The organism is Sphingomonas sp. BL2 (assembly GCF_056680015.1).
On sequence record NZ_CM155261.1, the window covers coordinates 667,645 to 680,527 of the forward strand.

Sequence of the window (12,883 nt, forward strand, 5' to 3'; positions counted from 1 at the left end):
ACGTCGAGGTAGAGTTATGCAGCCTTTCATTGCAGTCGACTGGGGCACCACCAATCGGCGCGCGTTCCGGATCGAGGACGGTACGGTCGTCGTGACCGAGCGCGACGACCGCGGGGCCGCGACCGTAGCGGCCGGCGAGTACGATGCTGAGGTTGCGGGTATCCGCGAACGGCTGGGCGACCTGCCGATGCTGCTCGCGGGGATGGTCGGATCGAACATCGGCTGGCGTAGCGTGCCCTATGTCGCCGCCCCCGCAGGACTTGCAGACGTTGCCGCCGCGCTCGACCGGATCGACGACTGGACCGCGATCGTCCCCGGACTGTCGTACCGCGACGGGTTGCATGCCGACGTGATGCGCGGCGAGGAGGTGCAGCTGCTGGGGGCGGTTGCCGCGGGGCTGGTACCGACGGACGCATTGCTCTGCCAGCCCGGCACGCACTGCAAATGGGCGACCGTCGGGGGCGGCAGGATCACGCAGTTCACCACGGCAATGACCGGCGAGCTGTTCGCCCTGCTCCGCGCGCACGGTGTCCTGTCGCGCCAGCTCGGCCATCCAGTCGAGCCGGGCACCGCCTTTCTCGAAGGTGTCGCGGAAGGCGCGAAACGCGATCTTGCCGCCAGCCTGTTCGCGATCCGCGCGCGCGGCGTACTCGGACTTGCCGACGATGCGCACGCCGCCTCGTTCGCGAGCGGGCTACTGATCGGCGCAGACACCGCCGCGCGTATCGAGGCCGGCGCGACCGTCCACATTCTCGCCGACCCGGCCCTCGGCGCGCTGTACGCCAGCGCGATCGATGCGCTCGGCGGCACGTCGCACCATATAGACAGTCAGGCCGCGTTCGTGGCCGGCATCACCCGCATCCAGGATCTCGCCGCATGACCAACCGCCAAGCCTTTGACGACGCCTTCGCGAAATGCCCGCTGATCGCGATCCTCCGCGGGGTGAAGCCCGACGAGGTCGAGGCGATCGGCGAGGCTTTGGTCGAGGCGGGCTTCACGATCCTCGAAGTGCCGATGAACTCGCCCGACCCGCTCGACAGCATCGCCCGACTGGCGCGCCGGTTCGAGGGCCGCGCGGTCGTCGGCGCGGGCACAGTGTTGCGCGTCGAGGACGTCGAGGCGGTCGGCGCCGCGGGCGGCACGCTGATCATCGCCCCCAACGCGAACGTACGCGTGATCGCCGCAGCGGCGGAGCGTGGCTATGTCGCGCTCCCCGGCATCGCCACGCCGACCGAGGCATTCGCTGCACTCGACGCCGGCGCAGCCGCATTGAAGCTGTTCCCCGCCGAAGCCGCCAGTCCTGCTGTGCTCAAGGCAATGCGGGCGATCCTCCCCAAGGAAACGCGCGTGCTGCCGGTCGGCGGGATCGCGCCGGAACTGATGGCGGATTGGCGCAGGGCCGGCGCGGCTGGCTTCGGGCTGGGCTCGGCCCTGTTCGCACCCGGTATGTCCGCAGCGGACGTCGGCGCACGCGCGAAGACGTTCATCGAGACGTGGAACGCGGGTTAGACCCAAGACTGGACACAGGGATCGTCTTCGCGGCGCGCAGGGTTTAGGGCGGCGGGATGATGTTTGCCGAACAGGAACGAGACCTCGCCAGACTTACGGCTGCCGACCGGTACCGATCGCTCCGGCCGCGTACGGGCGTCGACTTCGCCTCGAACGACTATCTCGGACTCGCCGGATCGGACCGGCTGCGTAGCGCGATGACCGATGCGTTGCAGCGCGGCGTCGCGGTCGGTTCGGGCGGGTCGCGGTTGCTGCGCGGCAATGCGCCCGAGCATGAGGCGCTGGAGGCGGACGCCTCGCAGTTCTTCGGGACTAAGGCCGCGCTGTTCTTCGCGAGCGGCTATGTCGCCAACACGATCCTGTTCGCGACGCTGCCGCAACGCGGCGACCTGATCGTCCACGACGCGCTGATCCACGCCAGCGCGCACGAGGGCATGCGGCTCACCCGAGCAACCTTCGTCGCCGCCGCGCATAACGATGCCGACGCCTTCGAGGACGCCATCACCGCGTGGCGCGCGTCGGGCGGCACCGGCCGCGTGTGGATCGCGATCGAGAGCCTCTACAGCATGGACGGCGACCAGGCCCCGCTCGCAGCGCTCGCCAAGATTGCCGACCGCCACGACGCCGTCCTGCTGATCGACGAGGCGCACGCAACAGGCGTGTTCGGCACCGACGGCCGCGGGCTGGCCGAAGCGCTCGACGGGCGCGAGAACGTCATTACCTTGCGGACTTGCGGCAAGGCGCTGGGGTGCGAGGGCGCGCTGTTGTGCGGGCCCGCTGTGATGCGAGAGTTCATCGTCAATCGCGGGCGCGGGTTCATCTTCTCGACCGCACCGTCGCCGCTGATGGCGCTCGCGGTCGGCGAAGCGTTGCGGATCGTGGCGGACGAGCCGGCACGGCGGGATAGGCTCTGGACGTTGGTTGCCACGGCGGAGCGCGTGCTTGCACCATACGGCGTCGTGGCGACGGGGTCTCAGATCCTGCCGCTGATTCTCGGCGATGCCGCGCGGACAATGCGCGTCGCCGGTGCGATCCAGGCGGCGGGGTTCGACGTGCGCGGAATACGGCCGCCGACCGTGCCCGAGGGCGGATCGCGGTTGCGGATTTCGTTGACGCTGAACGCGACGGTCGCGGATATCGAGGCTTTGGCCGAGGTCATGGGGGAAGCGCTGCAATGACGATCGTCGTTACCGGAACGGACACCGATATCGGCAAGACCGTGTTCGCCGCCGGGCTTACCGCGGCACTCGGCGCGCGCTACTGGAAGCCGGTGCAGGCCGGGCTCGCGGACGGCAGCGACGCAGCTTCCGTCGTGACACTCGGCGTTCCCGCGGAGCACGTCCTGCCCGAAGCATACCGGCTGACGACGCCGTGCTCGCCGCATCTCGCTGCCGAGATCGACGGTGTGACGATCGATCCGGACCGGCTTGCGCTACCTGAAGTCGATGGTCCGCTGGTGGTCGAGGGCGCGGGCGGCGTGATGGTCCCCGTCACGCGCGAGTTGATCTTCGCAGACCTGTTCGCGCGGTGGAACACGCCGGTCGTGCTCGTCGCGCGCACTGGGCTCGGCACGATCAACCACAGCCTGCTCTCGATCGAGGCGCTGCGCAGCCGCGGCGTCCCGATCCTCGGAATCGCCTTCGTCGGCGATCCGGTCGAGGATAGCGAGGCGACCATCGCCACGCTCGGGAAAGTCCGCCGCCTCGGCCGCCTGCCTCGCCTCGATCCGCTCAACGCCGCCACCCTGGCCGAGGCATTCGCAGCGAACTTCGACTTGGAGGCGTTCCGGTGAGCAACTCCCCCGTCTGGCACCCCTTCACGCAACACGGCCTGCGCGAACCCATCCCGCTCGTCACGCATGCCGAGGGCGCCGCGCTCTACACGTCGGACGGACGGCGGATCGTCGATGCGATCTCATCCTGGTGGGTCACCACACATGGCCACGCCAACCCGAAGATCATGGCCGCCATCGCCGAACAGGCGGGCAAGCTCGACCAAATCATCTTCGCCGGCTGGACGCACCAGCCTGCGGAAGACCTCGCGCGCGGCCTGACCGCGATCATGCCGCCGGAATTGACCCGCGTGTTCTTTTCGGACTCAGGCTCGACCAGCGTCGAGTGTGCGCTGAAGATGGCGCTCGGTTACTGGCTCGACTGCGGCGAGGATCGCCACCGCATCCTGGTGCTCGAACACGGCTATCACGGCGACACGATCGGCGCGATGTCGGTCGGCGCGCGCGGCGTCTACAACCGCGCCTACGCGCCGTTGTTGTTCGACGTCGGCACCATCCCCTTCCCAGCCGTTGGACACGAACAGGCGACGCTCGACGCGCTCGAGGCCGCCTGCGCCGCACACCCCGCCGCGTTTATCGTCGAGCCGTTGCTGCTCGGCGCGGGCGGGATGTACATCTATCCCGCGCACATCCTCGCCGAGATGCGGCGGATCTGCGCAGCGCACGACGTCCTGTTCATCGCCGACGAGGTGATGACCGGCTGGGGTCGTACCGGGACCTTGCTTGCCTGCGAACAGGCGGGCGTCGTGCCCGACATCCTCTGCCTGTCGAAGGGGCTGACCGGCGGCGCGATCCCGCTCGCGGTGACGATGGCGACCGAGGCGATCTACCAGGCGCATTACGGCACCGACCGCGCGCGGATGTTCTTTCACTCGTCGAGCTACACCGCAAACCCGATCGCCTGCGCCGCCGCTAACGCGAACCTCGCGATCTGGCGCGACGAGCCGGTTCGCGAGCGGATCGCCGACCTCGCCACACGCCAAACCTCGCGGCTGGAAGCTCTCGCTCGCCACCCCCGCATCACCAACGCGCGCCAGATCGGCACCCTTACCGCGGTCGAACTCCGCGGCGAGGACGGCTATCTGTCGCAAATCGGCCCGCAATTGCTCGCCTTCTTCCGCGACCGCGACCTGCTGCTCCGGCCGCTCGGCAACACCGTCTACGTCATGCCGCCCTATTGCATCGACGATCCCGATCTCGACTGGATCTACGCGGCGATCGCCGAAGCGTGCGATGCAATCCGGCATTGATCCTGACGTTCTTGCTGCACTGCAGCAACAAACGATGTACGTGCGACGTTGAGATAAGATCGCGGCCGAGTACGCTGGCGACGAAAGGCTCGATTACCGTGAGAAACATCGCCGATACCCTCGCCCGCATGGCGCGCGCCGGAGCACCGACCCCGCGCGACACTGCGCCCAGCCGCCTGACGCCACTGACCGAGTTCGGGACCAATCCAGGTGCACTGCTGGGCTTCAGCTACGTTCCCGCCGACCTCCCACCGGGCGCGCCAATAGTCGTCGTCCTGCACGGCTGCACGCAGACCGCGGCGGGCTATGACCACGGATCAGGCTGGTCGAAGCTCGCCGATCGCGCGGGCTTCGCGCTGGTATTCCCCGAGCAGACGCGTGCGAACAACCCTAACCTCTGCTTCAATTGGTTCGCGTCGGAAGACACCGCGCAAGCGGGCGGCGAGGCGGAATCGATCGCGCAGATGACGGAGGCGATGATCACGCGCCATAGCCTTGATCGCAGGCGCGTGTACGTCACCGGGCTGTCGGCGGGCGGCGCGATGACGATGGCGATGCTGGTCACGCGCCCGGACCTGTTCGCGGGTGGCGCGGTGATCGGCGGGCTCGCCTACGGTACCGCGACCGGCGTGTCGCAGGCGCTCGACCGGATGCGCGGGCACGGCGACACCAGCGATACCGCTCTGGTCGACATGGTCCGCAGCGGCGCGCGCGGGCATGACGGATGCTGGCCGACGCTCGCGATCTGGCACGGCGGCGCGGACGCGACGGTGAGCGTGGCGAACGCGGACACGATCGCGCGGCAATGGCGCGGCGTCCACGGCGTCGATGCGAAGGCCGTGCGGACGGAGCGCCTAGGCACCACCGTCCACCGCATCTGGTCGGACGCGGAGGGGCATGATGTCGTCGAGGACTGGACCGTGCCCGGCATGGGCCACGGCACGCCAATCGATCCGTTGCGTGGCGAACGACTGGGGGCTGTGGGGCCTTTCATGCTCGACGTCGGGATTTCGAGCACGGCGGTGATCGCCAAGTCCTGGGGTCTTATTGCGGCGGCGAAGGCGGAAACTGCGGTCAAGCCAGCACGAGTCGAAGGCGTGGCGAAGATCGCTATCCCCGTCTCGCCAAAGACAACATCGAAACCCCGCGCCGAAGCCCCCGCCGGTATTCAGGCGACGATCGAGAACGCCCTTCGCGCTGCTGGGTTGATGCGGTAGGATTGAGATTAGCGGGGGTCGGACGTCAGCGCGCGCCAAACTCCACCCGTCATCCTGCCGAGTCAGGATCCAGAGCCAAATTGGACGACGTTCGTTATCCTGGATCCTGACTTTCGTCAGGATGACGGAGTTGGTGAGAACCTCGACGGCCTCAACCGCGCAATCTACGCGCCATAGTCCACCCTATCGATCCTCCCCCGCCAGGGGGGGTGGCAGGCATCAGCCTGACGGAGGGGGAGGAATGGACGACATCCGTTGCATGTCCTCCCATGCGTCGCCTTCTACCAGCACGGGGATCGACGCGAGCAATCGACAAGCCGCCCAACCCGGCTAAAGCCAGCGTATGACGTCCACCCCGCCCCGCCCCTGGCGCACCGAGTTCGCCGCCACGCTGAAACTCGCCTGGCCACTCGTCGCGACCAACCTAGCCCAAGCGCTGGTCGGCGCGACCGACGTCGCGATGCTCGGGCGGCTCGGGTCGGACACGCTGGCGGCAGCAACGCTCGGCCTCAACCTATACCTCGTCTTCCTGATCTTCGGGATGGGCCTCACCACCGCCGCCGTCCCGATGATCGCGCGCGAGCGGGGTGCGCGGCCGCATGCGGTACGCGATATCCGGCGGACCGTGCGCCAGACGATCTGGGTTGCCGCGACGCTCTGCCTGCCATCGTGGATCGTGCTGTGGAACGCCGAGCCGATCCTCGTCCACCTGCTCGACCAGGATCCGCTGCTCGCGCACGAAGCCGCAAGGTTCGTGCGCGCGGTAATGTGGGGAATGCTGCCCAGCCTCTGCTTCCTCGTGCTCCGCGCGTTCGTCGCCGCGCTCGAGAAACCCGCCTGGTCGCTGGTCGTGATGGTCGGGCTGCTGCTCGTCAACGCCGGGCTCAACTGGCTGTTGATCTTCGGCCACGCAGGCCTTCCCGCGCTCGGCCTGCTCGGCTCGGGAATGGCGAGCAGCATCGCCAACGGCCTGAGCTTCGTCGCAATGGCGGCGGTCATCGTCTACGCCAAGCCGTTCCGTCGCTATCGCCTGCTCGGCCGGTTCTGGCGTGCCGACTGGCCACGATATCGCGCGGTCTGGAAGCTCGGCCTGCCGATCGCGATTACGCTCGGGTTTGAATCCACCGTGTTCATCGCCGCGGTGTTCCTGATGGGCCTGCTCGGCACCGTGCCGCTCGCGGCGCACGCGATCGCGATCCAGATCGCCAGCGTCACGTTCATGGTCCCACTCGGCATCGCGCAGGCGGCGACGATCCGCGTCGGCCTGGCGTCAGGGCGTGGCGACCGTGCTGGCATAGGGCGCGCAGGTTGGGCAGCGTTCGCGATCGGCGAGAGCTTCATGGTGCTGACCGCCGCGCTGCTGATCCTCGCCCCGCAAATGCTGATCGGCATCATCCTCGACGTCGATGCGCCTGCGAACGCACCGGTCGTCGCGCTCGCGATCTCTCTGCTCGCGGTTGCTGCGATATTTCAGGTGGTGGACGGCGCGCAGGTGATCGGCGCAGGCATGTTGCGCGGATTGGGGGATACCACGGTGCCGATGATCTTCGCCGCGATCGGCTATTGGGGGATCGGCATCGGCGTCGGCGCGTGGCTCGCCTTTGCCCGCGGCTGGGGCGGGGTCGGCATCTGGACCGGGCTTGCGACCGGATTGGCGGTAGTATCGGTGTTGATGATCGCCCGGTGGCAAGCACGCGAACGGCTCGGCCTCGGCTAAGGCTCGCTTGGTCTCTTTGTCCGACAAGAATGATACATAACCGCTCCAGTGTGTTAACGTGTGTTACACAATCGGAGCCTGACATATGCCTGATCAAGACCGCATCGTTGCGATCGGTTTGCTCACGCAGCGCGACGTTTTCGCGCTCGGCCACGACCTGTCGCGCGTCTATCCGCTCGACGAGATGCCGTGCTTCGGCGCGTTGCTTGGCGCGATCGACGACGCAGACCGGGCGTTCCACCGCGCCCGCGATGCCCAGCAGCTTGCCATTCCTCTGAGACAGAGCGCAACCTCGCGCGGATAGCGGCGTTCGAAACCCGCTGCGCTGCGGAGATCGTTAATGACGCTACCTACCGAAATGCTGTTGCTGGGCTGGTCGACGGTCCTGCTGTTCGCGTACGTCATGATCCAGGGGCAGACAGCGACGCGCGATCGAGGGCTAGACTGGAACGCTGGGCCGCGCGACGGCGAGCAGAAGCCGCTCGGCGAGATGGCCGGCCGCGCCGAACGTGCGCTCAAGAATTTCCAGGAAACCTATCCCGTCTTCATCGCACTCGCGCTAGGGCTGGCGGTGACCGATCGCACTGGCGGGCTTGGTGCGATCGGCGCATGGCTCTGGTTCGGCGCGCGGATCGCCTACATCCCGCTCTATCTGTTCGGCATCAGATATGTGCGCAGCCTGTGCTGGACGGTGTCGATCCTCGGCCTGCTGCTGATGCTGGTCCGCTTCCTTTGAGAAGCAGTCTCGCCCCCGCTTGTCTCAAAGTGTGCGGATGATCGCCGAGAAGTCGAGCCCGCCCTGCCCGGCCTCGGCAAACGCCTCGTAACGCTCGGCCGCCTTCGCGCCCATCGGCGTATCGGCACCAGTGTCCTTCGCCGCCGCCATCGCGAGCCGCAGGTCCTTGAGCATCAGCGCCGCCGCGAAGCCGCCCTGATAGTCGTGGTCCGCGGGCGTATCGGGACCGATGCCAGGCAGCGGTGCATAGGTAGTCATCGACCAGCTCTGCCCCGACGACACGCTGGCGATGTCGTAAAACGCCTGCGCATCGAGCCCGAGCTTCTCCGCCAGCACGAACGCCTCGCAGGTCGCGATCATCGTCGCGCCGAGGATCATGTTGTTGCAGATCTTCGCCGCCTGCCCCGCGCCGTTCCCGCCCGCGTGGATGACCGCCTTGCCCATGTCGGCGAGGATAGCCTGCGCCCGGTCGAACGCCTCCGCCGAGCCACCGACCATGAAGGTGAGCGTGCCTGCATTCGCCGCGCCGATCCCACCCGAGACGGGCGCGTCGACCGCAACGAGGCCCTTGGCCTGCGCGGCTGCGGCGACCTGCTTGGCGGTCGCGACGTCGATCGTAGAGCAGTCGATCAGGATCGCGGACAGCGACGCGACCCCGAACAGCATGTCATAGACCTCCGCGACATGCTTGCCGGCGGGGAGCATCGTCACGATCGCCTCGGCACCGTCTGCGGCTTCGGCGGCGGACGCGACCGGCAGGCATCCGGCGGCCTTGGCCTTGCCCAGCGCGTCGGCGCTCAGGTCGAACGCGCGAACGTCGTGGCCCTTCTTGGCGAGGTTCGCCGCCATTCCGCCGCCCATGTTGCCGAGCCCGATGAAACCGATCCGTGCCATGTTCTCTCTCCTAATCTTGCTCCCCTCCCGTTTACGGGAGGGGTTGGGGGAGGGCGGTGCCGCAAATACGTCGCGCGTGGTCGCGGCAGGCCCCTCCCCTGACCCCTCCCGCAAGCGGGAGGGGAATGGTGATCATTTCCCCGTCCAGGTCCCGGCGCGCTTCTCAACGAACGCGGCCATCCCCTCGCTCTGGTCCGCGGTCCCGAACAGCCCGTGGAACAACCGTCGCTCGAACTGGACGCCCATCGCGAGCCCCGTCTCGAACGCAGCGTTGACCATTTCCTTGTTCGCCAGCACGGCCAGCGGCGCCATCGCGGCGATCGTGGTCGCCGTCTTCACCGCCTCCTCGACCAGCTCATCCGCCGGCACGATCCGCGACACGAGGCCCGAGCGTTCGGCTTCGGCGGCGTCCATCATCCGCCCGGTCAAGCACATCTCCATCGCCTTGGCCTTGCCGACCGCGCGCGTGAGCCGCTGCGATCCGCCCATGCCGGGGGACACGGCGAGCTTGATCTCGGGCTGGCCGAACTTGGCGGTATCGGCGGCAAGGATGAAGTCGCACATCATCGCCAGCTCACACCCGCCGCCGAGCGCATAGCCCGCGACCGCCGCGATGATCGGTTTGCGCGTGCGCGTGAAATTCTCCCACCCCGCGAAGAAGTTGCTCGCGTACATTTCCGCGAAGCCCTGCGACTGCATCTCCTTGATGTCCGCCCCCGCCGCGAACGCCTTGGCGCTACCAGTCAGTACCGCACAGCCCTGCGACGCATCCGCATCGAACGCGGCGAACGCGGCGATCAGGTCGGCGAGCACCTGCGAATTGAGCGCGTTCAGCGCCTGGGGCCGGTTCAGCGTGACGAGCGTGACGCCACCGCGCTGCTCGACGAGGATCGTTTCGTAGGTCATTCACTTACTCCTTGTATCCCCGCGAAGGCGGGGACCCAGTCTGGGCTCCCGCCTTCGGGGCCCCTTCAAAGTAGTACTTTGAAGGGAAACCCTTCGCGGGAGAACATTTAGACGTATCAGCCCGGCGTCCACGCCTCCGCTTCAGGCAACGGCGCGAAAATCTGGTCGATCACGTGATCGGTCACATCCTCGGGCGTCGCCGGATCCCAGCGCGGCGCGTTGTCCTTGTCGACGATCACAGCGCGCACGCCCTCGATGAAGTCATGCCGCTGCACGACATGCGCACCGATCGCATATTCCTGCCGCATCTCGTCCGCAAAACTCGCCATCGCGGCGCCTTCGTGGAGCAGACGAAGCGAGACCTTCATTGTCTGCGGCGACTTGGTCTTCAGTGTCGCGAGCGTCTGCGTTGCCCACTCGCCGCCATCGGCTTCGAGCGCGGCGTAGATGTCCTCCAGCACGTCCGAAGCAAACAGTCGGTCGATGTCGTCCCGGTGCGTCATGATCTCCGCATCGTCTGGTACGTCGGACGAACCTGCGAGGATCAGGTCGATCTCGCGCGGACGCTCGACGATCCAATCCTTCACGCCTTCGAGACGACCACTCGTCAAATAGTGCGTTGCCAGACCCAACGCCAAGCAATCGGCACCGTTGATCCGGTGCCCGGTCAGCGCGAGATACTGCCCGATCCGCCCCGGCAACCGCGACAGATACCAGCCGCCACCGACGTCCGGGAACAGGCCGATCCCCGTCTCCGGCATCGCGAACTTGGTGTTCTCGGTCGCGACGCGGAACCGGCACGGCAGCGCCAGGCCAACGCCGCCGCCCATCGTGATCCCGTCCATGAACGCCACAATCGGCTTGGCATAGGTGAATAGTCGATGGTTCATGCGGTACTCGGCATGAAAGAACGCCCGCGCCTCGACGCCATCGGTCGCGCCCGAGGCTGCAAGCATGCGGATATCCCCGCCAGCGCAGAACCCACGCCCTTCCGCGTGATCGACCACGATCGCCTCGACCGCCGCGTCACCGCGCCACGCCTCCAGCGCCTCAAGCACACCTTCGCACATGCCAAGATTCAGCGCGTGCAGTGCCTTGGGGCGATTGAGCCGTATCCGGCCAATCGGGCCCTCAACGGTCGTGATCACGTCTTCGGTCATTCGCTCTTCCTTGTTCTCCCGCGAAGGCGGGAGCCCAGTCTGGACCCCCGCCTTCGCGGGAGAACATGCTATTGCCGCGTCAGCTCTCGGCCGACGATCATCCGCATGACCTGGTTCGTCCCCTCCAGGATCGAATGCACGCGCAGGTCGCGCCAGAAACGCTCGATCGGGTAATCCTGCAAATACCCATAGCCGCCATGCAGCTGCAACGCACGGTCGACCACTGAAGACCCCGTATCCGTCGCAAGCCGCTTCGCCATCGCCGCGAACTTGGTCTTGTCAGGCGCGTTCGCCGTCACCTTCGCCGCTGCCATGTACAGCAACGCGCGCGCCGCCTCCAACTCGGTCGCCATGTCCGCCAGCATGAACTGCGTGTTCTGGAAGTCCGCGATCGCCTTCCCGAACTGCTTCCGATCCTTCGTATACGCGATCGCCTCGTCGAGACACCGCTGCGCACCGCCAAGCGAGCACGCGCCGATGTTCAGCCGCCCGCCGTCCAAGCCCATCATCGCGATCCGGAAGCCCTCGCCCTCCCCGCCGACCATGTTCTCCCCCGGCACGCGGACGCCATCGAAGATCACCTGCCGCGTCGGCTGCGAATGCCAGCCGAGCTTCTTCTCGTTCGCGCCGAACGACACGCCGGGCATGTCCTTCTCGATCACGAGGCACGAGATGCCTTTCGGCCCGTCCTCGCCGGTGCGGACCATCGTCACGTACACCTCGTTCTCACCCGCGCCCGAGATGAACTGCTTCGAGCCCGTGACGATCCAGTCGTCGCCGTCGCGAACCGCGCGCGTCTTCAGAGCCGCCGCGTCGGAACCCGACCCCGGCTCGGTCAGGCAATAGCTGCCGAGCCGGTCCATCGTCACCATGCTGGGGAGGTACTTGTCCTTCACCGCCTGCGATCCGAACCGGTCGATCATCCACGCCGCCATGTTGTGGATGCTGATGAACGCCGACGTCGACGGGCAGCCGTACGACATCGCCTCCATGATCAGCGCCGCCTCGAGCCGCCCGAGCGCGATCCCGCCGCTCTCCTCGCTGACGTAGATCGCCGCGAAGCCGAGTTCGGCCGCGGCCTTGATCGTCTCGCGCGGGAAGATGTGCTTCTCGTCCCACTCCGCCGCATGCGGAGTGATCCGGTCTGCGGTGAACCGGCGCGCGAGTTCCTGGATCTCGCGCTGGTCGTCGGTGAGGTCGAACTGGTTGGTCATAGGTCTCTCTTCCGTCATGCTGGGCTCGACCCAGCATCCAGAGCCAGGAACGGCGAAACTAGTGGCTCTGGATCCTGACGTGCGTCAGGATGACGACTTGGGGGAATGATGTGGCTAGGCAACCAGCGGTCTATATCATGGCAAGCTGGCGCAACGGAACGCTCTACATCGGCGTGACATCCGACCTCATGGCGCGGATCGTTCAGCATCGCGAGGGCACATTCGCTGGGTTCACAAAGCGATACAGGGTCGACCAACTGGTGTGGTTCGCGATGGCCGACACGATGGAAGCCGCCATCACGCGCGAGAAACAGCTCAAGGTGTGGAAGCGCTCCTGGAAGATAGAACTGATCGAAACCGACAATCCTACGTGGCGCAATCTGGCCGAAGACTGGGGTTTCGATCCCCTCCCGTCATCCTGACGAAAGTCAGGATCCAGAGCCACAGGCGTCGCCGCTGATGGCTCTGGATCCTGGATCAAGTCCAGG

General features: G+C 66.8%; 14 protein-coding genes. 10 read left to right on the forward strand and 4 right to left on the reverse strand.

The genetic code is table 11. The features are described 5' to 3' along the window. Positions 1-16 precede the first annotated feature (16 nt). The 9 genes from AC1ME3_RS03115 (at position 17) to AC1ME3_RS03155 (ending at position 8,221) form a co-directional block, all read left to right on the forward strand. Entirely contained in the window at positions 17-880 is an 864-nt protein-coding gene (locus AC1ME3_RS03115) for a 2-dehydro-3-deoxygalactonokinase (protein ID WP_480954808.1), read from the forward strand. Then, positions 877-1,509 carry a 2-dehydro-3-deoxy-6-phosphogalactonate aldolase gene (locus tag AC1ME3_RS03120; protein ID WP_480954809.1) on the forward strand — a complete coding sequence of 211 codons (633 nt, stop codon included), beginning with the start codon at positions 877-879 and terminating at the stop codon, positions 1,507-1,509. The genes AC1ME3_RS03115 and AC1ME3_RS03120 overlap by 4 nt, the downstream gene beginning before the upstream one ends. 56 nt (positions 1,510-1,565) lie before the next feature. Then, positions 1,566-2,687 (forward strand): 8-amino-7-oxononanoate synthase, encoded by a 1,122-nt coding sequence (locus AC1ME3_RS03125; RefSeq protein ID WP_480954810.1) that lies wholly within the window; start codon positions 1,566-1,568, stop codon positions 2,685-2,687. Then, positions 2,684-3,301 carry a dethiobiotin synthase gene (bioD, locus tag AC1ME3_RS03130; RefSeq protein WP_480954811.1) on the forward strand — a complete coding sequence of 206 codons (618 nt, stop codon included), beginning with the start codon at positions 2,684-2,686 and terminating at the stop codon, positions 3,299-3,301. The genes AC1ME3_RS03125 and bioD overlap by 4 nt, the downstream gene beginning before the upstream one ends. After that, positions 3,298-4,551, forward strand: coding sequence for an adenosylmethionine--8-amino-7-oxononanoate transaminase (locus AC1ME3_RS03135; protein ID WP_480954812.1), 1,254 nt, complete (start codon positions 3,298-3,300; stop codon positions 4,549-4,551). The genes bioD and AC1ME3_RS03135 overlap by 4 nt, the downstream gene beginning before the upstream one ends. A gap of 98 nt (positions 4,552-4,649) precedes the next feature. After that, positions 4,650-5,768, forward strand: coding sequence for an extracellular catalytic domain type 1 short-chain-length polyhydroxyalkanoate depolymerase (locus AC1ME3_RS03140; RefSeq protein WP_480954813.1), 1,119 nt, complete (start codon positions 4,650-4,652; stop codon positions 5,766-5,768). 343 nt (positions 5,769-6,111) lie between these two features. Continuing rightward, positions 6,112-7,485: an MATE family efflux transporter gene (locus AC1ME3_RS03145; protein WP_480954814.1), complete on the forward strand. Its 1,374-nt coding sequence runs from the start codon at positions 6,112-6,114 to the stop codon at positions 7,483-7,485. Between the two features lie 85 nt (positions 7,486-7,570). Then, on the forward strand, positions 7,571-7,789 hold the full coding sequence (locus AC1ME3_RS03150) for a hypothetical protein (protein WP_480954815.1): 219 nt from the start codon (positions 7,571-7,573) through the stop codon (positions 7,787-7,789). A gap of 36 nt (positions 7,790-7,825) precedes the next feature. Then, positions 7,826-8,221: an MAPEG family protein gene (locus AC1ME3_RS03155; RefSeq protein ID WP_480954816.1), complete on the forward strand. Its 396-nt coding sequence runs from the start codon at positions 7,826-7,828 to the stop codon at positions 8,219-8,221. A 24-nt stretch (positions 8,222-8,245) separates the two neighbouring features. On the opposite strand, the gene mmsB is transcribed toward AC1ME3_RS03155, so the two are convergent. From mmsB to AC1ME3_RS03175, 4 genes are all read right to left on the reverse strand, one after another. After that, complete coding sequence (gene mmsB, locus AC1ME3_RS03160; protein WP_480954817.1) at positions 8,246-9,115, reverse strand: 3-hydroxyisobutyrate dehydrogenase; 870 nt, start codon at positions 9,113-9,115, stop codon at positions 8,246-8,248. A gap of 132 nt (positions 9,116-9,247) precedes the next feature. After that, a complete protein-coding gene (locus AC1ME3_RS03165; protein ID WP_480954818.1) occupies positions 9,248-10,021 on the reverse strand; it encodes an enoyl-CoA hydratase in 774 nt (257 codons plus the stop codon). Between the two features lie 116 nt (positions 10,022-10,137). Further along, complete coding sequence (locus AC1ME3_RS03170; RefSeq protein ID WP_480954819.1) at positions 10,138-11,181, reverse strand: enoyl-CoA hydratase/isomerase family protein; 1,044 nt, start codon at positions 11,179-11,181, stop codon at positions 10,138-10,140. A 68-nt stretch (positions 11,182-11,249) separates the two neighbouring features. Next, entirely contained in the window at positions 11,250-12,395 is a 1,146-nt protein-coding gene (locus tag AC1ME3_RS03175; RefSeq protein ID WP_480954820.1) for an acyl-CoA dehydrogenase family protein, read from the reverse strand. Positions 12,396-12,532: 137 nt separating this feature from the next. Here AC1ME3_RS03175 and AC1ME3_RS03180 point away from each other — a divergent pair, with 137 nt between their 5' ends. Beyond that, complete coding sequence (locus tag AC1ME3_RS03180) at positions 12,533-12,817, forward strand: GIY-YIG nuclease family protein (RefSeq protein WP_480954821.1); 285 nt, start codon at positions 12,533-12,535, stop codon at positions 12,815-12,817. The last annotated feature ends 66 nt before the right edge of the window (positions 12,818-12,883 follow it).

Bases quoted from the DNA above. Each gene is read 5' to 3' on its own strand.
- AC1ME3_RS03175 (WP_480954820.1), bottom strand. From the start codon at position 12,395: ATGACCAACCAGTTCGACCTCACCGACGACCAGCGCGAGATCCAGGAA.
- bioD (WP_480954811.1), top strand. From the start codon at position 2,684: ATGACGATCGTCGTTACCGGAACGGACACCGATATCGGCAAGACCGTG.
- AC1ME3_RS03115 (WP_480954808.1), top strand. From the start codon at position 17: ATGCAGCCTTTCATTGCAGTCGACTGGGGCACCACCAATCGGCGCGCG.
- AC1ME3_RS03120 (WP_480954809.1), top strand. From the start codon at position 877: ATGACCAACCGCCAAGCCTTTGACGACGCCTTCGCGAAATGCCCGCTG.
- AC1ME3_RS03170 (WP_480954819.1), bottom strand. From the start codon at position 11,181: ATGACCGAAGACGTGATCACGACCGTTGAGGGCCCGATTGGCCGGATA.
- AC1ME3_RS03165 (WP_480954818.1), bottom strand. From the start codon at position 10,021: ATGACCTACGAAACGATCCTCGTCGAGCAGCGCGGTGGCGTCACGCTC.
- AC1ME3_RS03145 (WP_480954814.1), top strand. From the start codon at position 6,112: ATGACGTCCACCCCGCCCCGCCCCTGGCGCACCGAGTTCGCCGCCACG.
- AC1ME3_RS03125 (WP_480954810.1), top strand. From the start codon at position 1,566: ATGATGTTTGCCGAACAGGAACGAGACCTCGCCAGACTTACGGCTGCC.
- AC1ME3_RS03150 (WP_480954815.1), top strand. From the start codon at position 7,571: ATGCCTGATCAAGACCGCATCGTTGCGATCGGTTTGCTCACGCAGCGC.
- AC1ME3_RS03180 (WP_480954821.1), top strand. From the start codon at position 12,533: ATGGCAAGCTGGCGCAACGGAACGCTCTACATCGGCGTGACATCCGAC.
- mmsB (WP_480954817.1), bottom strand. From the start codon at position 9,115: ATGGCACGGATCGGTTTCATCGGGCTCGGCAACATGGGCGGCGGAATG.
- AC1ME3_RS03155 (WP_480954816.1), top strand. From the start codon at position 7,826: ATGACGCTACCTACCGAAATGCTGTTGCTGGGCTGGTCGACGGTCCTG.